At 70.7% G+C, this 23258-nt stretch carries 22 protein-coding genes; 18 read left to right on the top strand and 4 right to left on the bottom strand.

The annotated features are described in order from the left end of the window. Positions 1-13: 13 nt before the first annotated feature. Genes ACWEOE_RS27770 through ACWEOE_RS27755 form a run of 4 tightly spaced genes read right to left on the bottom strand, consistent with a single transcriptional unit; the run spans position 14 to position 3059 of the window. On the bottom strand, positions 14-808 hold the full coding sequence (locus tag ACWEOE_RS27770) for an IclR family transcriptional regulator (RefSeq protein ID WP_452014145.1): 795 nt from the start codon (positions 806-808) through the stop codon (positions 14-16). A gap of 21 nt (positions 809-829) precedes the next feature. Then, positions 830-1768, bottom strand: a complete 939-nt coding sequence (locus ACWEOE_RS27765) for a PDR/VanB family oxidoreductase (RefSeq protein WP_452014143.1) — start codon at positions 1766-1768, stop codon at positions 830-832. A gap of 11 nt (positions 1769-1779) precedes the next feature. Next, positions 1780-2013, bottom strand: a complete 234-nt coding sequence (locus ACWEOE_RS27760) for a hypothetical protein (protein ID WP_452014141.1) — start codon at positions 2011-2013, stop codon at positions 1780-1782. Beyond that, on the bottom strand, positions 2010-3059 hold the full coding sequence (locus ACWEOE_RS27755) for an aromatic ring-hydroxylating dioxygenase subunit alpha (RefSeq protein ID WP_452014139.1): 1050 nt from the start codon (positions 3057-3059) through the stop codon (positions 2010-2012). Before ACWEOE_RS27755 ends, ACWEOE_RS27760 begins: the two co-directional genes overlap by 4 nt. A gap of 192 nt (positions 3060-3251) precedes the next feature. On the opposite strand from ACWEOE_RS27755, the gene ACWEOE_RS27750 reads away from it, so the two are divergent. From ACWEOE_RS27750 to ACWEOE_RS27665, 18 genes are all read left to right on the top strand, one after another. Continuing rightward, positions 3252-3725, top strand: coding sequence for a MarR family winged helix-turn-helix transcriptional regulator (locus ACWEOE_RS27750; protein ID WP_452014137.1), 474 nt, complete (start codon positions 3252-3254; stop codon positions 3723-3725). Between the two features lie 249 nt (positions 3726-3974). Beyond that, complete coding sequence (locus tag ACWEOE_RS27745) at positions 3975-5366, top strand: MFS transporter (protein WP_452014135.1); 1392 nt, start codon at positions 3975-3977, stop codon at positions 5364-5366. A 31-nt stretch (positions 5367-5397) separates the two neighbouring features. Continuing rightward, complete coding sequence (locus ACWEOE_RS27740) at positions 5398-6570, top strand: M24 family metallopeptidase (RefSeq protein WP_452014133.1); 1173 nt, start codon at positions 5398-5400, stop codon at positions 6568-6570. Further along, positions 6567-7613: an aminopeptidase P family N-terminal domain-containing protein gene (locus ACWEOE_RS27735; protein WP_452014131.1), complete on the top strand. Its 1047-nt coding sequence runs from the start codon at positions 6567-6569 to the stop codon at positions 7611-7613. The genes ACWEOE_RS27740 and ACWEOE_RS27735 overlap by 4 nt, the downstream gene beginning before the upstream one ends. Next, positions 7610-8692: an ornithine cyclodeaminase family protein gene (locus ACWEOE_RS27730; protein ID WP_452014129.1), complete on the top strand. Its 1083-nt coding sequence runs from the start codon at positions 7610-7612 to the stop codon at positions 8690-8692. Before ACWEOE_RS27735 ends, ACWEOE_RS27730 begins: the two co-directional genes overlap by 4 nt. A gap of 45 nt (positions 8693-8737) precedes the next feature. Then, positions 8738-9247: a LeuD/DmdB family oxidoreductase small subunit gene (locus ACWEOE_RS27725; RefSeq protein WP_452014127.1), complete on the top strand. Its 510-nt coding sequence runs from the start codon at positions 8738-8740 to the stop codon at positions 9245-9247. After that, entirely contained in the window at positions 9244-10524 is a 1281-nt protein-coding gene (locus ACWEOE_RS27720) for an aconitase/3-isopropylmalate dehydratase large subunit family protein (RefSeq protein ID WP_452014125.1), read from the top strand. Before ACWEOE_RS27725 ends, ACWEOE_RS27720 begins: the two co-directional genes overlap by 4 nt. Further along, entirely contained in the window at positions 10521-11783 is a 1263-nt protein-coding gene (locus tag ACWEOE_RS27715; RefSeq protein ID WP_452014123.1) for a 3-isopropylmalate dehydratase large subunit, read from the top strand. The genes ACWEOE_RS27720 and ACWEOE_RS27715 overlap by 4 nt, the downstream gene beginning before the upstream one ends. Next, complete coding sequence (locus tag ACWEOE_RS27710) at positions 11780-12277, top strand: LeuD/DmdB family oxidoreductase small subunit (protein WP_395885847.1); 498 nt, start codon at positions 11780-11782, stop codon at positions 12275-12277. Before ACWEOE_RS27715 ends, ACWEOE_RS27710 begins: the two co-directional genes overlap by 4 nt. Before the next feature lie 270 nt (positions 12278-12547). Beyond that, positions 12548-13537 carry an ABC transporter substrate-binding protein gene (locus ACWEOE_RS27705; RefSeq protein WP_452014121.1) on the top strand — a complete coding sequence of 330 codons (990 nt, stop codon included), beginning with the start codon at positions 12548-12550 and terminating at the stop codon, positions 13535-13537. 12 nt (positions 13538-13549) lie between these two features. After that, a complete protein-coding gene (locus ACWEOE_RS27700) occupies positions 13550-14329 on the top strand; it encodes an ABC transporter ATP-binding protein (protein ID WP_452014119.1) in 780 nt (259 codons plus the stop codon). Continuing rightward, positions 14326-15171 carry an ABC transporter permease gene (locus ACWEOE_RS27695; RefSeq protein ID WP_452014117.1) on the top strand — a complete coding sequence of 282 codons (846 nt, stop codon included), beginning with the start codon at positions 14326-14328 and terminating at the stop codon, positions 15169-15171. Before ACWEOE_RS27700 ends, ACWEOE_RS27695 begins: the two co-directional genes overlap by 4 nt. Beyond that, positions 15168-15965 carry an ABC transporter permease gene (locus ACWEOE_RS27690; protein ID WP_452014115.1) on the top strand — a complete coding sequence of 266 codons (798 nt, stop codon included), beginning with the start codon at positions 15168-15170 and terminating at the stop codon, positions 15963-15965. Before ACWEOE_RS27695 ends, ACWEOE_RS27690 begins: the two co-directional genes overlap by 4 nt. Positions 15966-15991: 26 nt before the next feature. Next, positions 15992-18055, top strand: a complete 2064-nt coding sequence (locus ACWEOE_RS27685) for a hydantoinase/oxoprolinase family protein (RefSeq protein WP_452014113.1) — start codon at positions 15992-15994, stop codon at positions 18053-18055. Next, a complete protein-coding gene (locus ACWEOE_RS27680) occupies positions 18052-19806 on the top strand; it encodes a hydantoinase B/oxoprolinase family protein (RefSeq protein WP_452014111.1) in 1755 nt (584 codons plus the stop codon). Before ACWEOE_RS27685 ends, ACWEOE_RS27680 begins: the two co-directional genes overlap by 4 nt. After that, complete coding sequence (locus ACWEOE_RS27675) at positions 19790-21142, top strand: MmgE/PrpD family protein (protein WP_452014109.1); 1353 nt, start codon at positions 19790-19792, stop codon at positions 21140-21142. The genes ACWEOE_RS27680 and ACWEOE_RS27675 overlap by 17 nt, the downstream gene beginning before the upstream one ends. Continuing rightward, the gene (locus ACWEOE_RS27670; protein ID WP_452014363.1) at positions 21139-21981 is read left to right on the top strand and encodes a PaaX family transcriptional regulator; all 843 of its coding nucleotides are present in this window, start codon (positions 21139-21141) and stop codon (positions 21979-21981) included. Before ACWEOE_RS27675 ends, ACWEOE_RS27670 begins: the two co-directional genes overlap by 4 nt. Before the next feature lie 11 nt (positions 21982-21992). Next, positions 21993-22976 carry an amidohydrolase family protein gene (locus ACWEOE_RS27665; protein ID WP_452014107.1) on the top strand — a complete coding sequence of 328 codons (984 nt, stop codon included), beginning with the start codon at positions 21993-21995 and terminating at the stop codon, positions 22974-22976. Positions 22977-23258 lie beyond the last annotated feature (282 nt).

Below are 23258 nucleotides of genomic sequence, written 5' to 3'. Positions count from 1 at the left end.
CCGTCCGCGCGGGTCACGGGCGGGTGCGGCCGGCCGGGAACACCCGCGAGGGCCCACCCGCCAGCGACCGGCAGATCCCCCGGGCGGCCGCCATCACCAGCGGGGCCAGCGCACCCGGCTCGGCGCTGTCGGCCCGCACCACGAGGGACACGGCCGCCGCGACCGTGCCGTCGGGGGTGAAGACCGGCGCGCCGACGGAGAGGGCGTCGACGGTGACCTGGCCGTCGCTCACGGAGTAGCCGTGTTTGCGCACGTCGGCGAGGATGCGGCGCAGGTGGCCGGGGTCGGAGACGGTTTTCGGGGTGAACCGGTGCAGCGGGGCGCCGAGCACCTCCTCCTGCACGGTCGCCGGGGCGTGGGCGAGCAGCACCAGGCCCACGCCCGTGGCGTGCAACGCGAACCGGCCACCGACGCGGGTCCAGACCGGTACCGCGTCGCGGCCGGCGATGCGTTCGACGAACACCACTTCCATGCCCTCGCGCACGGCGAGCTGCACGTTTTCGTGCGTGACCTCGTACAGGTCCTCCAGGAACGGCATGGCGGCGTCACGCAGGCCGAGCCCCCGCGGGGCGAGCGACGCGACCTCCCACAACCGCAGGCCGATGCGGTAGCGCCCCGCCGCGTCGCGCTCCAGCGCACCCCACTCGACGAGCTCGGCCGCCCGCCGGTGGGCGGTCGCCAGGGAGACGCCCGAGCGGCGGGCGAGCTCGCTGAGACTGAGGTCGGCCGCGTCCGGCGTGAACGCCTCGAGCAGCGCCAGCACCTTGCTGGTCACCGAGGTGCCCGTCGCCGGGGCTTGCCGGGTCATCGCCTCACGCTACCCGGACGGTCACAGATCCAGAACCAGTCGCGAACCCGCGCAGCGCGACACGCAGATCATCATCACGTCACCGGCCTCGCGTTCCGCGGCGGTGAGCACGGAGTCGCGGTGGTCCGGCGTGCCCTCCAGCACGCCGGTCTCGCACGTGCCGCACGTCCCCTCCTGGCACGAGGACAACACGGGCAGCCCGGACTCTTCGAGCACCTCCAGGATCGACCGGTCCGCCGGGACCGCCAGCGTGCGGCCCGACTGCGCCAGCTCCACCTCGAACGCCGCTTTCGGCTCGGTGTCGGGCCTCGCCGTGAACCGCTCCACGTGCAGCGAACCCGGGTCGCACCGCTGCTCCACCGCCGCCAACAGCGGCTCGGGGCCGCAGCAGTACACGGCCGCGCCGGGTGCCGCCGCCAGCGCCGCGTCGAGGTCGAGCAGGCCGCGTTCGTCCTGCGGCACCAACTCGACGCGGTCGCCGTAGGCCGTCCGCAGCTCGTCGGCGAACGCCATCGATGCCCGCGTGCGGCCGCCGTAGAGCAGCCGCCAGTCGGCGCCCGCCGCCTCGGCCGCGGCGATCATCGGCACGAGCGGCGTGATGCCGATGCCGCCCGCCACGAACAGGTACCGCGGCGCCGGTTCGAGCGCGAAGTGGTTGCGCGGCCCGCGCACCCGCAGCCGCTCGCCGCCGGTCAGCTCGTGGACGAACGCCGAACCCCCGCGGCCGGACGGCTCCCGCAGCACGGCCACCTGGAGCACCGACCGGTCGGCCGGATCCCCGCACAACGAGTACTGCCGCACGAGATCCGGGCCCAGCACCAGGTCCACGTGGGCGCCCGGCGTCCACTCCGGCAGGTCCGCCCCGGCGGGATCGCGCAGGGTCAACCGGACGACGCCGTCGGCCAGCCGTTCGGGGGCCGCCGGCACCACGTCGAGCTCCAGCTCGGTGGCCACGCTCATTCGTTCCCTCCTCAGGCCCGTGCCGCCAGTGCCGGCTCGCGGGGAGCCGCCGGTTCCGCACCACCGCGCGGTTTCGATCCACCGTGTCCGACGGGATGGGCCAGCAACCAGTCCCACAGCTCGACCGGATCCTCCGACTCGTGCTCGGCACCGCAGTGGCACACGCCCACGAGCACATCCGTGCCGAGCTTCCAGTGGATGCGCACCACGGTCTCGCCCCGCAGCATCGCCACGCGCTCGCTCACGACGGCACGACCTGCGCGCTCTCGCCGGCCGCCAGCTTCTTGAGGATGCGGCGCGCGGCCAGGCCGCCGGTGTCGATGTTGACCGAAAGCTCCTGGTGCCCCTCGGGTTCGGTCTGGATGACGCGTTCGAGAATGTCGAGCGCCTTGACGTCCTGCAGCACCACCGTGCGGTTGTTCTCCGCGAGGAAATCGGACACGCCCTGGTCCTCGAGGGCGAAGTCCCGTGCCACGGCCCAGAAGTCATGGGTGCTGTGCTCGGTCTCCGGCGTGATCGCGTAGACGACCTCGACGTGGAAGCCGTCGGGGTCGGTGCCGTCCTCATTCGGCAGCACGCCGACCGGCGCGATGCGGCTGTGCAGCAGGTACAGGCACGGCGGGTGGTACTCGATGTCCTGCCAGCGCGTGATGCGGCCCTCGATGCCGGTGGACTTCGCGTAGAACGAGGGGCACTCTGCGTCGGCCATGTGGCGGCTGACGTAGATGATGCCGCGGTCCTCGTCGACCTCCGTGGTGATCGGCGTGTTCGCGACCTCGGGCGTGCCGATGTAACCACCGTGCAGGTACGTCTCGTGCGAAAGGTCCAGCAGGTTGTCCACGAGCAGCTCGTAGCGGGCCGCGAGCGGTTCCATGCCGCTCACGGTGGTGTAGACCGGGTCCGCGAGCCACGGCGCGCGCGGGATCTTGCTCTCGTCGGCCAGCTCCCGCTCGCCGATCCACACCCACACGAACGAGTCCTGCTCCACCACCGGGTACGACGGAACCCGTGCGGTGCGCGGAATGCGCGCCTGGCCGGGGACGAACACGCACGAGCCGGCGCTGTCGTAGGTGAAGCCGTGGTAGCCGCAGACGATCTTGTCGCCGTCGAGCCGGCTCTCCGAGAGCGGGTAGCGCCGGTGCACACAGCGGTCGGCCAGCGCGACGACGTCGCCGGATTCGGTGCGGTAGAAGACGATCGCCTCGCCGAGCACGGTCCGGGAGAACAGCTCCCGGCCGACCTCGCGGCCGTATGCGGCGACATACCACTGGTTTCGGGCGAACGCTGCCATCGACGCCTCAGAGCTCCTTCGGTCGGGGTCGGCTTCGGTGAAGCTCTCACCCGGAGCGTGCCGTCGGCCATCCGCGTTTTCACCCATTGAAAGACTCTCCTCGTCACGAAATCACCCCTTCCCAGCGGACGGTCGGCGGACGTACAGTCGGCCCCGACGTTATTTCGGGTACCGGAACGTACGGGGACCAAAATGACCACTCGCGACACCGAAACCTTTGACGAGCTGGGCCCCCAGGCCTCACTCGGCGAAGTGCTGCTCGCCCTCGGCGGGCGCCTGACGCGGCTCCAGACGGAGCTCATGGCCGGACTCGAGCAACCGCTCACCATCCGGCAGTACCGGATCCTGTCGAGGGTCGGGAGCGGACACACCTCGCTCACCGCGCTGTGCAAACTGGCGCACCGCAACCCGTCGACCATGTCCGAAAGCGTCGACAAGCTGGTCACCCAGGGATTCCTGTCGCGGCGCCCGTCGGCCACGAGCCGGCGCACCATGCAGCTCGAGCTCACCCCCAAGGGCGTCAACGCCCGCGACTCCGCCCGGCGCGCGCTCGACAAGTTCACCTCCGAGCTCACCGCGGGCCTCACGCCCGAAGTGCGCGAGCAGATCCTGCCCGCGCTTTCGCAGCTGTACTTCGACGTCCAGGGCAACCTGGACGACCGGTAACGGAAGAAGACCCAAGGGGGGTCGCACCACCGCACCACACCGGATCGAGACCACCGGGGCGTTCGCCACGAGGTCTCGCACCGGCCGGTTCCGCGCGCCGTGACGCACCCACCGCCGCGAGCCACCCGCAAACGGGGCCTCACCGCCCAGGGATGTTCCCAGCAACCGGTTGCCCGGAACCACAGGTTTTTGAGCCACAGGGTTTTCAGAGCCACAGGGTTTTCAGAGCCACAAGGAGGTGGCCCCACCATGCCCCCATCCCCCGCGACCTCACCGCGCGCACTCCTGCACCGCCTCGACGAGTCGGCGTTCACCGGCCGGCACCTGCGCATCTACGTGACCGTCCTCATCGGACACTTCCTGTGCGGGTTTGTGATCAACCTGACCGGCGTGATCCTGCCGGGTGTCATCAAGACGTTCCACATCACCAGCGAGTCGGCCGGCGTGTTCTCCTCCGCGCTGTTCGCGGGCATGCTCGTGGGCGCGGCCGTCGCCGGCACGGTGTCCGACCGGTTCGGCCGGAAGGTGCCACTGGCCATCACCGTGATCGTCTACGCCCTGTTCTCCCTCGCCGCGGTGTTCGCGCAGAGTTTCGGCGCGCTCGTCACGTTCCGGGCACTGCAGGGAATCGGACTCGGCGCCGAGATCGCCGTGGTCCTGCCCTACATCGCGGAGTTCGTGCCGTCGCGCCACCGCGGACCGCTGGTCACCGCTGCGACGGCGGCGTGGCTGATCGGGCTGCCGACGGCGGCCGCGATCGGCACCGCGGTCGTGCCGGCGTTCGGCTGGCGCGCGATGTTCGTGATCGCGACCGTGCCGGTGGTGGTCGGCGCGGTCATGCTGGCCACGCTGCCGGAGTCCGTCCGCTACCTGCTGCGCCGCGGACGGCTGAGCGACGCCGCGGCCGTCGTCGGCGCACTGTGCCGCGGCGGTGAGGGCACCGAGACCCCCGGTGCCGAACACGCGGTGCCCGAGGCCGGGGCCACCGTGCGCACGCTCGTCGCCAAGCACTACCTGCGCTACACGATCGCCATCTGGTTCATGGAGGTCTGCGCCGGCGCGTTCCTCTACGGGCTCTCGAGCTGGCTGCCCTCGGTGCTCGAGAAACAAGGTGTCGATCTGCTGAAGAGCTTCGGCTACACGGCGATCATCACGGCTTCGGGCGTCGTCGGCGCGATCCTGGCCGGGCAGCTGATCAACCGCATCGGCCGACGCGTGGTGCTCGGCGGCGCGTTCGTCCTCAGCGGACTGTTCTGCCTCGCCTGGGGCACGACCTCGGCCACCGGCGCGGTGATCGTGCTCGGTTCGCTGGCCACGTTCTTCGGCAGCGGCCTCGCGGGCAGCACGTTGTTCGCCTACGCCAGCGAGCTCTACCCCACCGCCAGCCGCGCGACCGGCCTCGGCTGGGCGGCGGCCTGGCAGAAGGTCGGCGGCCTCATCATGCCGGTGCTCGTCGGGTTCATCCTGGCGGCGCACGCTTCGCAGTTCCTGTTCTTCCTGCTGTTCGGGATCATCTCGATCCTCGCCGGGATCGCCGCGCTCGTGGCGACCTTCGAGACCCGCGGCAGGACCGTCGAGCAGATCTCGCAGGAGATCACCGGGAAACGGCCGGACTCGGTCCTGACCACCGCTCGTTCGTAATCCTGTCCACCCACCACCCCGTGGAGGAACCATGACGATCGACCACGCCCCGGCACCCGCCGGAGCGGGCCTGTCCCCCGAGGATCTCGCGGAGCTGCAGCTGCGGCACCGCAAGATCCGCGACGCGATGGCCGAACAGGGCCTCGACGTCGTGCTCGCCTACGGCCCGGCCTGGCGGCGCGAGAACATCCGCTACTTCACCGACGTGACCCCGGCGGGCAGCGCGGCTCTGGTCGTGTTCCCGGCCGAGGGTGACGCGGTCGCATTCTCGACGCGGCCCTCCGACCTCGCGGCGTTCAAGGCGCAGGGCTGGGTCGGCGAGGCCCGGCGGCTGGACCCGGCGAACCCGGCGGAGCTGGGCGTGGTCCTCAAGGAGCTGGCGCCGCGGCGCATCGGCATCGCCCACCACGAGCTCGTGCCGCTCGTGCTCATGGAGACGATCCGCGCCGCGGCGCCGGGCGCCGAAGTGGGGTCGGCGACGAAGCTGCTCGACACCGCGCGGCTGGTGAAGAGCGAGTGGGAGCTGGCCCGGATGCGCCGCAGCGCCGTGGTGTGCGCGGCGGGCTGGGAAGCGTTCGTGGACGTGCTCGAACCGGGCCTGCCGGAGTACCGGATCGTCGCGGAGGTCGAGGCGCGGCTGAAGAACCTCGGGGCCGAGGACAACTTCATGCTCATCGCCTCGGGCCGCGACGAGGTGCGCGGCATGACCCCGCCCGGCGACCGGCTGCTCGAAGCCGGCGACATGGTCCGCACCGAGCTCACGCCCAAAATGGACGGTTACTGGCTGCAGATCTGCCGCTCCGCCGTGGTGGGCAAGGCCGACGACGGGCAACGCCAGTCGTTCGACCTGTTCAACGAGGCCGTCGAGGCCGGCATCTCCGTGGTGCGCCCCGGCATCACCGCCCACGAGGTGGCGGTGGCGGAGAACGACGTGTTCCGCAAGTACGGCTACGGCGAGTACTGCACCAGCGCCTACACCCGCGTGCGCGGCCACGGTCACGGCCTGCACCTCGACGAGACGCCGATCATCGAGGGCAACCACACGGTGCTGCCCGAGAACTCCGTGTTCATCATCCACCCCAACACCTACACGCCGCTCGCCGGCTACCACGTGCTCGGCGACCCCGTGCGCGTGACCGCCGACGGCTGTGAAGTGCTGATCACGACCGAACGCAAGCTGTTCGAGACAGGAGACGTGGCGTGAAACGAGGTCTGCACGTACTCGACCCCGCGGAAACCCCCGACCAGGAGTGGCACGACCGCGTCGCCACGCTGCAGCGAGCCATGGCCGCCGAGGGCGTCGACGTCGCCTTCGTCTACGCCGACGTCTCGCGCTCGGACGATCTCGCCTACCTGACCAACCTGTGCCTCTACTGGAACGAAGGGGTGCTGGCGATCCCCGCCGAAGGACCCGTCACGTTCCTCACCAAGCTTTCGCTGCGGGTGCAGAACTGGATGAGGGCCTCGTCGAAGGTCACCGAGTTCAGCGGCGGCAAGAACTTCGCCGAGCTCGTCGCGAAGTACCTGCTGGACAAGAAGGACGGCACGATCGGCCTGGTCGACGCCGCGCTGTGGCCCGCCGACGTCGCCGACGAGATCGTCGCGGCGGTGCCCGGCTGGCAGGTCAAGCGCCTCGGCAGCCTGGTCCGTGAGCAGCGCCTGGTTCCTTCGAAGGCCGAGACCGATTTGCTGCGCGCGGCCGGCCGGATCCTGGACGACGCCGCGGCCAAGGCGACCGTGGAGGGCAGCACCGCCGGCAGCCGCGTCGAGACCGTGGAGCGCGCGCTGCGCGGCGGCGGGTTCCTCGACCTTTACCCGATCTCGCTGTCCACTTCGGACGGTGTCACGTCCTTCGGCGTGACCGGGCAGTACCGCATGAACTGGGTGTACTCCAGCCGCGTGCTCGGCGACGGCGCCGGCTGGCCCGCCGCGCTCAAGGACGCCCTGACCGCGGCCATCGCGGCCGCCCGGACCGGCGCCGCCGTTCGCGAGCTCGCGGAGGCCGCCGCACCTGCGCTGGCGAAGCTGCCCGAAGGCGCGCAGGTCGAGGTCCGCTGGGTCAACCAGGCCGATCTGTCCACGAGCGGCGAGTTCCGCGCCCAGGACCCGGCCGCGGTGCTGGCCGAGGGCGAGGCGGGTGCGGTCTCCGTGGAAGTCACTTTCGCCGACGGCGGGAACGCGGCCGTGGCCGAAACCGTCCGCGTGAGCGCGGGCGAAGCTGAACACCTGACAGGAGCACAACGGTGAGGATCCTTTCCAACGGCGACATCGAGCAGGTGCTCACCGCCGGCGAGACGCTCGACGCGCTGGAGCAGGCGTACAAGGAGCTGAACTCCGGCCAGGGCGCCAACCGGCCGCGCAACCACACCTACTTCCCGGTCGAGGACAGCCGCCACCCCGGCTTCCGCTTCCGGTTCAAGTCGCAGGAGGGCGGCAACGTCTCGGCCGGCGTCTGGGCCCTGCGCATCACGTCCGACATCGCGGGCGTCGAGACCCTGCCCAGCGGTGTGCAGCGCCGGCGGCTCATCCCGGCCGCGCCGGGCGGCAAGTACGTCGGGCTCGTCACGCTCTACAGCCTGACCACGCTCGAACCGCTCGCCATCATGCACGACAGCTTCATCCAGAAGATGCGCGTGGGCGCCACCTCCGCGCTCGGCATCCGCGAACTGTCCAATCCGGACGCGACGGTCGCCGGCATGTTCGGCTCCGGCTGGCAGGCCGAGGCGCACCTGGAGTGCCTGCTGATGGTACGGCCGAACATCGAAGAAGTGCGGGTGTACAGCCCCACGCCCGAGCACCGCGAGCAGTTCGCGAAGGTGTGGAGCGAAAAGACCGGGCGCAAGATCGTGGCCGTGGACGAACGGCGCGACGCCGTGGCCGGCTGCCAGATCGTCACCTGCGCCACCGCCGCCATGGAGGCCTGCTTCGACGGCGCCTGGCTCGACCCGGGCACCCACGTCACGGCCATCACCTCGCCCGACGGCACGGCCACCCGGCGCGAGCTGGACGACACGACGTTCGACCGCGCCGCGCCGCACATCACCGTGCTCTCGCGTGAGCAGGTGCACCACGACAAGCAGTACGACATCCTGGGCCCGGTCGACCGCGGCCTGATGGAGTGGGACGACATCCGCGAGCTGGGCGACCTGCTGCTCGGCGAGGCCCCGGGCCGCACGAGCCCCGAGGACATCACGGTGTTCGCCAACAACACCGGCATGGGCGTGCAGTTCGCGGCCGTCTGCGCGCGGGCGCTGGCGCTGGCCGAGAAGCGCGAGCTCGGGCACACCGTGCCCACCGACTGGTTCCTGGAAGAGACGAGCCCGTGACCGGTTTTCGCCTGACACCCCCGCAACCACGAGCGGAGACTTCCCATGGGCAGTGAGCACCGCGTCGGAGGAAAAGTCATCACCTTCGGCGAGAACGTGAACACCGACGTCATCATCCCCGGCCGCTACCTCGTGAGCATCGACCCGGCGGAGCTCGCCGAGCACGCCTTCGAGCCGCTGGGGCCGGAGACGCAGGCGCGGCTGCGGGCCAGCGACGTGGTCGTCGCCGGCCGCAACTTCGGCTGCGGCAGCGCGCGGGAGCAGGCCGCCACGTGCCTGATCGGCGCCGGGATCAAGGCGGTCGTCGCGGCCTCTTTCTCCCGCGTCTTCTTCCGCAACGCCATCAACACCGGGCTCGTCGCGGTCGAGTCGCCCGCCGCGGCCGAGGCGGCCGAAGACGGCGGCGAGATGTGGGTCGACTACGACGCGGGCACGGTCGAGGTGGGCGGGCAGACCTTCCCGTTCAGCCCGTACCCGCAGGTGCTGCGGGAGATCATGGCCGACGGCGGCCTGATCCCGCACCTGATGGCGAGCTTCGCGGGAGGAAAGCAGTGACCGCCAAGACCTTTGCGCAGAAGGCGATCGAGCGCGCGTCCGGGGTCGCCGACCTCGTGCCGGGCCAGATCGTCGACGCCTATCCCGACCTGTACATGAGCCACACCGCGAGCTGGCGGTGCATCCGCACGCTCGAGAAGATGGGCGTCGAGCGGCTCTTCGACGTCGACCGCGTCGCCATGGTGATGGACCACCTGTCCCCCGCCATGAACGCGAAAACGGCCGCGGACCACGCGCTGTGCCGCGAGTTCGCCAAGAAGATGGGCGTGAAGAACTTCTTCGACGTCAACAGCGGCATCGCGCACATCGTGCTCATGGAGCACGGCCTGGTCCGGCCCGGGCAGTTCATCATCGGCACCGACTCGCACTCCACGATCTACGGCGCGCTGGGTGCGTTCGGCACCGGCGTGGGCTTCAGTGAGATCACCGCCGCGTGGGTGACCGGGAAGCTGTGGGTCAAGGTGCCCGAGTCGGTGCGGATCGTGATCGACGGCGACCTCGCCCCGGGCGTGTACGCCAAGGACATCATGCTCAAGCTCATCGGCGACCTCGGTGCCGACGGGCTCACGTACGAGTCGGTGGAGTTCTCCGGCTCCTACGTCGAGGGCATGTCGGTGTCGGAGCGCATGACGTTCTGCAACCTGGCCATGGAAATGGGCGCGAAGAACGCCTACGTGGCGCCGGACGGCACCACGCTCGCCTACCTCGACGAGGCCGGCGTGCCGCGCGACGAGCTCGACATCCTGCTGCCGGACGAGGGCGCGACCTACCGCGCCACCGTGCGGCTCGACGGGCCGACGCTGGCGCCGCAGATCGCGGTGCCGCACACCGTCGACAACGTGGTGGGTGTCGACGACGTCGCCGGCACGAAGCTCGACCAGGTGTTCATCGGCTCGTGCGCCAACGCCAAGTACGACGACCTCGTGATCGCGGCCGACGTGCTCGACGGCCACCGCGTGGCGCCGGGCCTGCGGCTCATCGTCACGCCGGCGTCGGCGAAGATCATGGCGCAGGCCTCCGACAGCGGCGTGCTCACGAAGCTGATCCAGGCCGGCGCGATGATCACCAACCCGGGCTGCGGCGCGTGCGCGGGCAACGGCGGCGCGATGGCCGACGGCGAAACCACCCTCTCGACCGCGAATCGCAACTTCCAGGGCCGCATGGGCAGCTACGACTCGAAGATCTTCCTGTCGAGCCCGGCCACCGCGGCCGCCTCGGCCATCCGCGGGGTCATCACCGACCCGCGCGAGATCGTCGCGACGGCGGTGGTCGCGTGAACCTCGTCGAGAAGATCCTCGCCCGCGCGAGCGGCCGCGACTCCGTGGAGCCCGGCGAGATCGTGGTGGCCAAGGTCGACCGCCTGATCATGCACGACCTGTCCGGGTACCTCACCTCGCAGGTGTACGAAAAGCGCGTGAACGTGCCCATCCCCGACCCCGAGCGGGCCGTGATGGTGTTCGACCACCACTTCGCACCGCCGACCGAACAGCAGGCGGACGTGCTGCAGCACAACCGTCGCTGGGCCCGCAAGCACGGCCTGAAGCTCTACGACTGCGGCAACGGCAACCTGCACCACGCGGTGGTCCGCAACGGGCACATCAAGCCGGGCATGATCGTGGTCGGGTCCGACAGCCACACGCCGGTGCACGGCACGCTGGGCGCGCTCGCGGTGGCGCTGGGCAACGACTCCCACGCCGGAACCGTGCTGCCGTACGGCAAAGCGTGGTTCAAGGTGCCGGAGACCACGCGCGTGCACCTCGAAGGCACACCGAAGCCCGGCGTGACCCCGCGCGACATCGCGCTGTGGCTGGTCGGGCGCATCGGCGAGGGCGCGCTGAACTACCGGGCCGTGGAGTTCGGCGGGCCGTACGTGCGTGCACTGTCCTTCTGGGACCGCTGGCTGTTCCCGCTGCTGTGCGTGGACCTCGGCGCGAAGTGCAGTTTCGTCGAACCGGACGAGGTCACCGAGGCCTTCGTGCGCACGCTGCCCGGCGGCGACGCCGGCATGCTGGTGCACGGCGACGGTGAGGAAGCGGCCCAGGTGCTGCGCTTCGACGTCGGCGAGGTGGACCCGACGGTCGCGTGCCCGCCGACCGTCGGCAACGTCAAGCCCGTCGCCGAGGTCGCCGGCACTCCGGTGCAGTACGCCGAGCTGGGCGGCCACGGCGGCGGACGGCTCGAGGACTTCCGCGCGGCGGCCGAGGTGCTGGCCGGGCACAAGGTCCACCCGGACACGCGGTTCCACCTCGTGCCCTCGAGCCGAGAAGTGTTCGCGGAGGCGGCGCGCGAAGGGCTGGTGCTCGCGCTGCACGAGGCCGGTGCCACGTGGTTCCCGCCCAGCACCGGTTCGAACCAGGCCTACAACATGGGCGCGATGGCGTCCGACGAGACGATGATCTCCACCCATGCCCGCAACTTTCCCGGCCGCAACGGCAGCCCCGACGCGTCGATGTACCTCGCGTCCTCGGCCACCGTCGCCGCGTCGGCCGTCGCGGGGGTCATCGCCTCGTCCGTCCACACGGGAGGGAAATCGTGAAGTTCGAGGGCCGCTGCTGGCGGTTCGGGGACAACATCCCGACCGACCGGCTCGTGAAGACGCAGTACGTGTTCGAGCCGATGGAGATCCTCGTGCAGCACGTGCTCGAAGACCTCAACCCGGAGTTCCCGAAGAAGGTCCAGCCCGGTGACATCGTGTTCGCCGGCAAGCACTTCGGGCAGTCCTCGGGCCGCGCGATCGCGACGAAGGCGTTGCAGGCCACCGGAATCGGCTGTGTGGTGGCGGAGACGTTCGCCCGGACGTTCTACCGCAACTGCTTCGAGGTCGGCCTGCCCGCGCTCGAGGTCGGGCTCAACCCCGACTTCGCGTCCGACGGCGACCGGGTGCGCGTGGACCTGGCCACAGGCGAGTTCACCAACCTGACCACCCAGACCACGATCCGCGGCGCGGCCGCCGACCCGTTCCTCGTCGACATGCTCGAGGCGGGCGGGTTGATCAACCTCGCGAAGAACCGACCGGAGGTGTTCCGCTAGGACGGACGTGCTCGGCGACTTCCCCTGGCGGACAAGGACTTCGGGTCCGCCGGGGGTTTCGTCGTGCCGACGTGCGGCCGCGGCCGACCGGCGCGAATGATGTTTCTCAGCTTCTTGACGCGCGTCGAGATCGGGAGTCACACTGACCGGAGCACAAAGAGGTGCACCTCCCGATGCTTCTCATGGTCGACACCTCGCCCGATTCCAGACCGAGGCGGCAAAGTTCCCCGCGTTTCGGTCTCCCCTCTGGACACAATCGAGGTCTCCCCCGTGCCATGGAAAAAACTCCGCCGGACCCGGCTCGCGGTACCGGCCCTCGCCCTCGCCCTCGTCGCCACCGCGTGCGGCTCGGGCGGCGCCGCCTCCTCGGGCGGCGGTGAGACGCTCACCCTCGGCCTGCCGGTGCAGGCCACCACCCTCGCCCCGGTCTACCTGGCCAACGACGAGAACCTCTGGAAGCAGCACGGTCTCACCGTGAAGGCCGTGACGTTCAAGGGCGACGCCGAGCTGGCGAAGGCCGTGCTGTCCGGTGACGTCGACGTCGCGGTCGGCTCGCTCACCGGACCGCTCACGGCCGAGGAAGCCGGCCAGGACGTCAAGGTCATCTACGGCGGCTTCGACATGACGGCCTTCGCCTGGTACGCCGTGCCCGAGATCCACACCGTGGCGCAGGGCAGGGGAAAGAACTGGGGCGTGACCACGATCGGTTCGTCCACCGACCTGCTCACGCGCTTCGCCGCGGCGAAGGCGGGGCTGGATCCCAACAAGGACATCAAGGTCGTGCAGGGCGGCGCCTCGGCGGCGCGGTTCGCGGCCATGAAGGCGGGCCAGCTGCAGGCCAACATCTTCACCGAGCCGCAGACCGTTTACGCGCAAAAGGCCGGCTACAACAAGATCCTCGATCTCAAGGACCTCGTCGACAGCTACCCGATGCACGTCACCTGGAGCAAGCCGGGCTTCGTCAACGACAACCCCGACCGCGCCAAGAAGTTCGTGGACACGCTGAAGCAGGCCATGCAGATGACCAAGGACCAGCCTGACGCCGCGGCCAAGTCGATCGCCAAGGCGCTGAAGATCAGCGTCGACGACTCGAAGGCCAGCATGGCCGAGTGGATCGGCCAGCTCTACCCCGACGGCCGCATGCCCTCGGCCAAGGCGATGGACGACTTCTGGCAGATGGGCTTGCAGGGCAAGGTGTTCGCGAAACGGCTGCCCGACTCGCAGTGGCTCGACACCCGCTTCCTGCCCAAGACCAGCTGAACGGAGGAGAAGATGGCAGACATCACCTTCGACGGCCTGCAGATCTCCTACCCCGGCAAGAGCGAATCGTTCGTTGCGGTCAACGGGTTCGACGCGCACGTGCGCGACGGCGAGTTCGTGACGATCGTGGGCGCCAGCGGCTGCGGCAAGAGCAGCGTGCTGCTGGCCGCCGACGGCCTGCTGCGCCCGTCCGCCGGTGAGATCCGCATCGGTGAGAAGGTCGTGACCAAACCCGGCCCCGACCGTGGGGTGGTGTTCCAAGACGCGTCGCTGATGCCGTGGCGCACGATCCTCGCGAACGTCGCGTTCGGACTGGAGATGCAGGGCGTCGACAAAACGACGCGGCTGGACCGGGCGCGGCACTTCATCGAGCTGGTCGGCCTGGCGGGGCGTGAAGAGGCGCACCCGCACCAGCTTTCGGGCGGCATGCGCCAGCGTGTGGGCATCGCCCGCGCCCTGGCCACCGACCCCGAGGTGCTGCTGATGGACGAGCCGTTCGGCGCGCTCGACGCGCAGACGCGCGAGCTGATGGCCACCGAACTGCTGCGGATCTGGGACCTGGACCGGAAAACGGTGCTGTTCGTGACCCACGGCATCGACGAGGCCGTGTTCCTCGCCGACCGCGTGCTGGTGATGGGCGGCAGCCCGAGCCGCGTGGTCGAGGTGATCGAGATCGACCTGCCGCGTCCGCGCGACGCGGCGGTGCGGGCGAGCGAGGCGTTCGGCAAGTACCGCACGCACCTGGCCGAGCTGCTCTTCGGCGCGCAGGCGCAGGCGGCGGTGCCGTCATGACGCAGGGTTTGCGCACGCGGCCGCCACGCCCGGTGGCCGCGGCGCCGCCGAGCCGCGCGGTGGGCCTGCGCCGGCTGCCGCCGGTGCGGGCGCGATTCGTGCTCGGCAGCGTGGTCGTGGTGCTCGCGCTGTGGCAGCTCGCCGCGTCGACCGGCGTGGTCGACGTGCAGTTCACCAGCACCCCGCTGGCGATCGTGCAGGCCGGTGGTGACCTCATGAGCTCGGGCGAGCTGTGGGAGAACGCGCAGACGACCCTCGTCGAGTTCTTCGCCGGGTTCGCGCTGGCCGTGGTCGTCGGGGTGCCGGTGGGCATGCTGATGGGCTGGAAGCTGCGGATCCGCCAGACGCTGGAGCCGGCGCTGATCGCGCTCTACGTGACGCCGTCGCTCGCGCTGCTGCCGCTGGTGGTGCTGGCGCTGGGCATCGACGAGGCCTCGAAGATCGCGATGGTCTTCATCGAGGCCGTGATCACCATCGCGGTCAACGCGATGGCGGGCATCCGCGAGACGGACCCGAAGCTCGTGCAGGCCGCACGCGCCTTCTGCGCCGGTGGTGGCGCGATGTTCGGCAAGATCCTGTTCCCCAGCGCCCTGCCGACGATCATGGCGGGCCTGCGCCTGGGTGCCGGACGCGGCGTGATCGCCGTGATCGTGGCCGAGCTGTACGGCGGCACGGACGGCGTGGGCCAGCTGATCTCCACCTACGGCCAGAACTTCGACGTCGCGCCGCTGCTGTTCCTGACGCTCGTGGTCGGGATCTTCGGGTACGTCGTGACCGCGCTGCTGCGTGTGCTCGGCACCTTGAGCAGCACCAGTCGCGTCGTGGGAGAGGTGAACCGATGACCACCACTGTCAGCCCCGGAAAGCGGCGTCTGCCCGAGAAGGCCATGCCGGTCGTGCTCGGCGGCGGTTTCCTCGTGCTGGTCGCCGTGCTGTGGCAGATCGCCGTGTGGGCCGGCCTCGTGAACCCGTTCCTCACGTCCTCCCCGCTTCTCATCGCGGGCTCGCTCGGCGAGCAGATCGGCTCGGGGCTGCTGCTGCGCAGCCTCGGCACGAGCGCGCTGGAGCTGGTGATCGGGTTCCTGATGGCCGCGATCGTCGGTGTGGTCGTCGGGCTGCTCATGGGCCGCTACCGCTACGTCGACTACGTGGTCGAACCGTACGTGTGGCTGCTGTACTCGGCGCCGATCATCGCGTTGTTCCCCTTGCTGGTGCTCATGTTCGGCCTCGGCAGCCCGACGGTCATCGCCATCACGTTCCTGATGTCGGTGATCCCCGTGATCGTGAACTCGGCGCAGGGCGTGCGCAATGTGGACAAGAAGCTGATCCGCACGGCCGTGTCGTTCGGCGCCGGCGAGACCGCGTTGCTGCGCAAGGTGATCCTGCCCGCGTCGGTGCCGACGGTGATGGCCGGCCTGCGTCTGGGCGTCGGCCGCGGCCTCGTCGGCGTGGTCGTGGGCGAATTCTTCGCGGGCGACGGCGGGATCGGCTACAACATCAGCTTTTTCGCCGGACACCTCGGCACGACCGAGGTACTCGCGTCCGTGTTCGTGGTGATCGTGGCCGGGGTCCTGCTCAACGTGGGCGCCCGCAAGCTCGAATCCCTCGCCGACTCCTGGCGCACCGAACTCCCCTGACCCCGCTGACGAGGAAGAGGTACCCCGTGAAGCAGATCGCCGCCGACATCGGCGGGACGTTCACCGACCTGACCGCCGTGGACGAGCACGGCGTCTTCAGCACCGCCAAGACCCTGACCACCCCGCACGACCACGCAGAGGGCGTGCTCGACGGGCTCGACAAGCTCGGCGCGCACCTGCCCGACACCGAGCTGTTCCTGCACGGCTCGACCATCGCGATCAACACCGTGCTGCAGCGCGCGGGCGCCGCCACCGCGCTGATCACCACGGAGGGCTTCCGCGACGTCTACGAGATCGGGCGCGGCAACCGCTCCGAGCCGTACAATCTGTTCTTCGGCAAGCCCGACCCGCTGGTGCCGCGCCGGTTGCGGCGCGAGGTGCGCGAGCGCGTGCTCGTGGACGGCAATGTGCGCACGCCGTTGGACGTCGCGGCCGCGCGCGAGCTGATCACCGAGCTGAAGTCCTCGGGTGTGCAGTCCGTGGCGGTGTGCCTGCTGCACGCGTACGCCAACCCGGAGCACGAGCTCGAGCTGGGGCGGTTGTTCACCGAGCTGTGGCCCGAGGCGTACGTGACGCTGTCGCACCAGATCATGCGCGAGTACCGCGAGTACGAGCGCACGTCGACCGCCGTGCTCAACTCCTACGTCGGCCCGGTCGTGTCGCGCTACCTCGATTCGCTCACCACGCGCCTGGAGGCCCGCGGCTTCCGCGGCCGGCTGCTGATCATGCAGTCCAACGGCGGCATCATGTCCGTGGACACCGCGCGCCAGAGCCCGGTGCGCATGATGGAGTCGGGCCCGGTCGCCGGCGTGATCGGGGCGTCGGCGCTGGCCGCCGGCCTCGACCTGCCACGGCTGATCTCGTTCGACATGGGCGGTACCACGGCCAAGACCAGCCTGGTCAAGGACGGTCAGGTCGACATCAGCCCGGGCTACTTCATCGGCGGTTACGCGACCGGCCACCCGATGGCGCTGCCCGTGGTCAACATCGTCGAGGTCGGGTCCGGCGGCGGCAGCATCGCGTGGGTCGACCCGGCGGGTGCGCTCAAGGTCGGCCCGGTGAGCGCCGGCGCGGCGCCCGGCCCGGCGTGTTACGGCCGCGGCGGCGACCGCCCGACCGTGACCGACGCGAACCTGGTGCTCGGGCGCCTCGGCGCGAGCCGGTTCCTCGGCGGCGAGATGCCACTGGACCGTGCGGCCGCGGAAGCCGCGATCACGAAGCACGTCGCCGAGCCGCTCGGCCTCGACCTGCTGGCCGCCGCGCGCGGCATCGTGACGATCGCCGACGCGCAGATGTCGCTGGCCGTGCGCGCCGTCTCGGTCGAGAAGGGCGAGGACCCGCGCACGTTCGCCCTCGTGGCGACCGGCGGTGCCGGCCCGCTGCACGCGGTGTCGATCGCGCGCGAGCTGACCATCGGCACGGTCGTGGTGCCGGTGCTGCCCGGGCAGTTCTCGGCCAAGGGCATGCTCTACTCCGAGGTGCGTCACGACCTCACACGCACGCACCTGGCCCGCTTCGAACCGTCCACAGTGGAGCAGTACGCGATCACGCTCAAGGCCCTCGGCGCCGAGGCGTGGGCCCGGCTGCGCTCCGACGTCGGCGAGCCGACGACCCAGCCCGTGCTGCAGCACTTCCTGGAGCTGCGCTACCAGGGCCAGGAGTTCACGATCCCGGTGCCGGTGCCCGAAGAGGGACTGTCCACCGCGAACCACGCGACCGTGCGCGCGCTCTACGACGAACTGCACGACCGCCTCTACGGGCACCACGCGGCCGACGAGACGGTGGAAGCCGTCGGCGTCCGCACGGTGATCTCGCTGCCGCTCGAAACGACCGCGGGCACCGCGGCGGAGATCGAGACCGCGGCCGGGGACCCGGAGCCGGTCGAGCACCGGCCCGTGGTGCTGCACGGCGGCGGCCCGGAACCCGTGGCCTGTCCCGTCTACGATCGCGAGGCCCTGCGGCCCGGCCACCGGATCACCGGTCCCGCCGTGGTGCAGGAAGCCACCTCGTCCGTCGTGTTCTACGCCGGCGACGTGCTGACCGTCGCCGCCGACCTGTCACTCGTCGTCTCCGTGGGGAGCCCCGCATGACCCGCCCGACCAGCATCGACCCCGTCACGCTCGAAGTGGTGCGCTGCGCGCTCGTGGCGTACTCCGACGAGATGGCCACCGCGCTGCGCCGCGCCGCCTACAACCCGATGATCTTCGAGGTGCAGGACTACTGCGTGGGCCTCGTCGACACCGCGGGCGAGCTGATCGCCCAGAACCTCGGCGGCCTGCCGATCTTCCTGGCCGACCTCGGCGTGTCCGTCGCCGACGGCATCGAGCGCCACGGTCTCGAGGGCTTCGAACCCGGCGACGCGCTGGTGATGAACTACCCGTACGTCGCGGGCCAGCACCTCAACAACGTGGTGGTCTACACGCCGATCTTCGTCGACGGCAAGGTGGTGGCGTTCCCCGCGGTGCGCGCCCACTGGGTCGACATCGGCGGCTCGCGCATCGGCTTCGGCTCCACCGCCACCACGGACATCTACTCCGAGGGCCTGCAGCTGCGCTCCATCAAGGTGATGAAGGCCGGCGAGTGGGACGCCGACGTGATGCAGATCCTCAAGGACAACATCCGCATCCCCGAATCGTCGCTCGGCGACCTGCGCGCGGCCATCGCGGCCTGCCGGCTGGGCGAGCGCCGCATAGCCGAGCTGTGCGAGCGCTACGGCCTCGACACGGTGATGGCGTGCATCACCGAGATGCGCGACCAGTCGGAACGCCTCTCGCGCCACGCCGTCGCGCAGATGGCCGACGGCGAGTACACGGCATCGGCGTGGATGGACAACGACGGGCAGGACCTCGACAAGCGCATCACGCTCGACCTCAAGGTGATCGTGAAGGGCGAAGAGCTCACGATCGACTTCTCCGACATCAACGAGCAGGTCAAGGGCCCGCTCAACTCCGGCAAGTCGGGCGGTGTCGCGGCCGCGCGGGTGGCGTTCAAGATGCTGACCCTGCCCACGCACCCGGTCGACGAGGGCTCCTTCCGCAACCTGCACGTGGTGCTGCCGGAAGGAAAGCTGCTGAACGCCCAGTCGCCGGCCGCGCTGGGCCAGTGGAGCATTTCGCTGCCCACGGTGGTCGACACGATCATCCGGGCGCTGGCCGACGCGCTGCCCGACCAGGTGCCGGCCGCGCACAAGGGTGACATGTCCGGCTTCACCTTCCACGGCATCAACGAGAAGACCGGCGCGCGGTTCGTGTGCCTCAACATCAACGGCGGCGGCTGGGGCGGGCGTCCCGTGGGCGACGGGCCGAGCGCGTGCGTGTCGGTGTGCCAGGGCGACGTGCGCAACATCCCCATCGAGATCCAGGAAGCGCGCTACCCCTTGGTGTTCACGCGCCACGAGCTGCGGGCCGACAGCGGTGGCGCGGGCCGCCACCGCGGTGGTCTCGGGCTCGCGATCGACGTGGAACCGCAGCAGATGATGTTCACCAACATCGCCAACGAGCGCACGACCTGCCCGCCGTGGGGCCTGCGCGGCGGCCAGGCGGGCGCGGTGAACGACACGGTCGTGACGCAGCCGGGCGGACAGCCCCAGCACGTGAAGAAGCACACGGGGCTGGCGCTGCAGAAGGGATCGAAGGTCACCTTCCTCACCGCGGGCGGTGGTGGCTGGGGTGTGCCGGCGGAGCGGCCGGCCGAGGACGTCGCCGAGGACGTGCGCGACGGCTTCGTGACGGCCGAGGCCGCGCGTGAGCTGTACGGCGTCGTGCTCACGGCCGACGGGCGGGTGGACGAGCCGGAGACCGGCCGGCTCCGGGCCACGCAGGCAGATGTCGCTCGTCGGTGAGCTCGCCGCGCGGGCGCACTCGGTCGCTTCCCGGCCGGTGCCGCCCGCGGTCCGGGCCGCCGTGCGAGCCCACCTGACCGACGCCGTCGGCGCCCTGGTCGCCGGCCGCACCACCCTGGGCGGCTCGATGTCCGGGCTGGCGCGCACCCTGTCGGCGGACGACGGCGCCGCCCGGCGCATGGCGTTCCTCGGCGGGGCGTACGCCCACGCCTGGGAAGTCGGCGACATCCACCGCGGCTCGGTGCTGTGCCCGGGGTGCGTGGTGCTGCCGGCGACCCTGGCCGTGCTGCCGGGGGATGTTTCCGCCGACCAGTACGAGCGGGCGTTGCTGGCCGGCTACGAGGTGGCGCTCGGCGCGGCGGCCGTGATCGGGGGCGAGGGGCTGATCCGCCGGGGCTGGTGGCCGACCGCGCTGCTGGCCCCGCTCGGGGGCGCGGCCGCGGCGGCCGTGCTGCTGGACCGCTCCCCCGCCGTCACGGCGTCGGCGATCGCGCTGGCCGTGCAGCACGCGGGTGGCTCGATCGCGGGGGCGACGGACCGGGCCGACGGCAAGTACCTGCTGGCCGGGTTCGCCGCCGAGCGCGCGGTCACCGCGTTCCTGGCGGCCGACTCGGGGTGGACGGGCCCGCTCGACATCCTCGACGACCCGCGTTCGCCGCTGCGCCGGACGGACGCGCAGCTGCCCCCGCCGTACCTGCTGCCGGAGACCAGCCTGAAGCCCCACGCGGGCGCGAAGCACCTGCAGGGCGCGATCGACGCCGTGCTGGCGCTGCGGCCTCCGGGCGGCTGGACCTCCGGCTCGATCCGACGGCTGACCTGCCTGCTGCCGGCACAGCTGGCCAGGATCGTCGACCGGCCGCCGCCGTTCGGCTCGGCCCTGAGCGCGCTGGGCAGCGCCCAGTTCGTGCTGGCGACCTCGGCGCTGCGGGGGCACTGCACGCCGTGGGACTTCGACGACGGCGCGCTGCACGACGACGCCGTGCTGGAGCTGGCGCGGGTCGTCGAGGTCGGTTCGGCCGACGACCTCACGGCCGCGTACCCCGCGAAGTGGGGCGCGCGGGTGGAGATCACCACGGCGTCGGGGGCGGTCTCCACCGATCGCCTCGACGCGCGGGGCGACCCGGGGAACCCGTTGCCGGACAACGAGATCGTCGCGAAGTTCACCACGCTCGCCGAGCGGGAGCTGGGCCGGGCGCGAGCGCGGCGGGTCGCGGAGTCGTTGCTGGGGCCGGATCCGGCGACCGTTTCGGTGCTGCGCGAGCACGTGCTGCCGCTGCTCGGGGGTACGTTCGCACAGAACGCCACGGCGGGCGTGAGAACAGGGGGTTCGTCCTGACCACCGAGCGACCGGCGCCCGACCTGAGCCGGGCGCCGACCCCGCAGACGCTGCTGCTGACGATGATCGGCCGCTACTGCCTGGAGGAGAACCCCGAGATCGCGACCACGGGGTACATCGACGTGCTAGCGCGGATCGGCCTGTCGGCGCACGCCACCCGGCTCACCGTGTCGCGGATGACCGAGCGCGGCCTGCTGGAGCGGTCACGGCGGGGCCGGGTGGCGTACTTCCGCGCGTCGGAGGTCGGGCTGCGGGTCGTGCGCGTGCAGCAGCAGCGCACGTTCCACGACACGGGCGACGAGCCGCAGCCGCCCGGGGCGTGGACGATCCTGTGCTTCTCGCTGCCCGAGACGCACCGCAAGGAACGCCACTTGCTGCGGCGCGCCCTGGCGTGGGAGAGCTTCGGCCTGCTGCGCGACGGCGTGTGGCTCGCCCCGGGCGAACGCGACGTGACGGCGATCCTGGAGCAGCTGCCCGGCGCGGGGGTCGACAAGCACGTCGAGGTGTTCACGGCGTACCCGAAGTTCGACGACGTGCAGGGCATGATCTCCCGCACGTGGCACCTCGACGAGCTCGCCGCGCGCTACCACCGGTTCCTGCGGGCGTGGGACGTGCCCGACCCCGTGCCCGAGGCCACCGACGACCTGGGCCGCGACCTGATGCTCGCGTCGGCGTTCCGGCAGCTGCTGCGCGAGACCCCGCGGCTGCCCGCCGAGCACCTGCCGGCCGACTGGCCCGCCACCCGTTGCCACGACCTGTTCCGCACCCTGCACGAGAAGTACCGCCCCGATGCCGACCGCATCTTCGCCGGCATCCTCGCCGAACACCGGATGAGCTGAGGAGAGTTCCGATGCGCGTGGTCGACACCCACTTCCACTGGTTCCCCCGATCCCACTTCGAGACCATGGCCGCCCGCTCCGGCTTCCCCCGCACCGAACGCGTGGGCGACGGCTACCGCTACCTCTACAACAACGGCAAGGGCTTCATCCCGCTGCCGGCCAAGTGGTACGACCTCGACGCGGGCTTCGAAGCCTCGTACGCCGCCACCGGCAGGGAGACGGTGGTGGTCTGCACCACCGGCGTCCTGGCGGGCATGCTCGACCAGATGCCGGCCACCGAGGCGCTGGACGTGGCCTTCGCGTACAACGAGGAAATCGCCGGCGCCCAGCGGCGGTTTCCCGGCCGCTTCTTCGGCACCGCGGCGATTCCGTTGCAGGACACCGATTCCGCGCTGAAGGTGCTGGACCACGCGGTGGGCTCGCTCGGCCTGCGCGGCGTCAACCTGCCGTCGATGATCGGCCCGGAGACGGTCGATGTGGAACGGCTGGAGCCCTTCTACGCCCGCGTCGCGGAGCTCGACGTGCCGCTCATCGTGCACCCGACGGACCTCGCGTTCAACGAGGTCCTCACCGGCTATCAAGACGGCATCCAGCGCTCTCTGGGTCGGCTCCTGGACTCCAGCGTCACCGTGCTCCGCCTGATCTTCAGCGGCATCATGGAACGCCACCCGTCGCTGCGCATCGTCCAGACCCACGCCGGCGGCCTGCTGCCCTACCAGGCAGGGCGCATCGACAAGAACGCGCGCATCGAGGGCCTGCCGTCGCTGCCGTCGCACTACCTCCGCCGCGTCTTCGTGGACACCGTCGCGCCCCAGTCCCTGACCATCCGCACGGCCCTGGAGTACTACGGCCCGGACAACATCCTGTACGGCACCGACCACCCCTGCTGGAGCCCCGCCGCGGCGGTCTCGATCCTCGGCGAGTCGGCCCTGGCGGAGGAGGTGCGCACGAAGATCTACTCGACGAACGCGCAGTCGGTGTTCCGGCTGGATTGAGGGGCAGGCCGGATTGAGGGGCCGGCTCGGCGCGTGGGCCGGCTCTATCCATTGTGGCCCGTCACCTTGCTGGGCCCGTCACCTTCCTGGGCCCGTCACCTTCCTGGGCCCCGGACATACCCCACCCTCCCGGGGGGCGTCCCACGTCCAGCCTATCGGCCACCCCCGACAAAAAAGGCTCTTGTGATTGATCCGTGGGTGTGTGGCGTGGCGTGGGAGGGGCGCACGCCGTGCTCGGCCTAGGTTTCTGGCTTGTCGAAGGTCAGAAACGAGGTGCTGGGA

The sequence above is a fragment of the Amycolatopsis sp. NPDC004368 genome (genome assembly GCF_053602515.1).
This window is presented reverse-complemented; position numbering and strand designations above follow the sequence as displayed.

Coding starts and splice junctions, on each gene's coding strand:
- ACWEOE_RS27770 (WP_452014145.1), bottom strand. CDS start 808: ATGACCCGGCAAGCCCCGGCGACGGGCACCTCGGTGACCAGCAAGGTG.
- ACWEOE_RS27765 (WP_452014143.1), bottom strand. CDS start 1,768: ATGAGCGTGGCCACCGAGCTGGAGCTCGACGTGGTGCCGGCGGCCCCC.
- ACWEOE_RS27755 (WP_452014139.1), bottom strand. CDS start 3,059: ATGGCAGCGTTCGCCCGAAACCAGTGGTATGTCGCCGCATACGGCCGC.
- ACWEOE_RS27750 (WP_452014137.1), top strand. CDS start 3,252: ATGACCACTCGCGACACCGAAACCTTTGACGAGCTGGGCCCCCAGGCC.
- ACWEOE_RS27745 (WP_452014135.1), top strand. CDS start 3,975: ATGCCCCCATCCCCCGCGACCTCACCGCGCGCACTCCTGCACCGCCTC.
- ACWEOE_RS27740 (WP_452014133.1), top strand. CDS start 5,398: ATGACGATCGACCACGCCCCGGCACCCGCCGGAGCGGGCCTGTCCCCC.
- ACWEOE_RS27725 (WP_452014127.1), top strand. CDS start 8,738: ATGGGCAGTGAGCACCGCGTCGGAGGAAAAGTCATCACCTTCGGCGAG.
- ACWEOE_RS27700 (WP_452014119.1), top strand. CDS start 13,550: ATGGCAGACATCACCTTCGACGGCCTGCAGATCTCCTACCCCGGCAAG.
- ACWEOE_RS27695 (WP_452014117.1), top strand. CDS start 14,326: ATGACGCAGGGTTTGCGCACGCGGCCGCCACGCCCGGTGGCCGCGGCG.
- ACWEOE_RS27690 (WP_452014115.1), top strand. CDS start 15,168: ATGACCACCACTGTCAGCCCCGGAAAGCGGCGTCTGCCCGAGAAGGCC.
- ACWEOE_RS27680 (WP_452014111.1), top strand. CDS start 18,052: ATGACCCGCCCGACCAGCATCGACCCCGTCACGCTCGAAGTGGTGCGC.
- ACWEOE_RS27675 (WP_452014109.1), top strand. CDS start 19,790: ATGTCGCTCGTCGGTGAGCTCGCCGCGCGGGCGCACTCGGTCGCTTCC.
- ACWEOE_RS27665 (WP_452014107.1), top strand. CDS start 21,993: ATGCGCGTGGTCGACACCCACTTCCACTGGTTCCCCCGATCCCACTTC.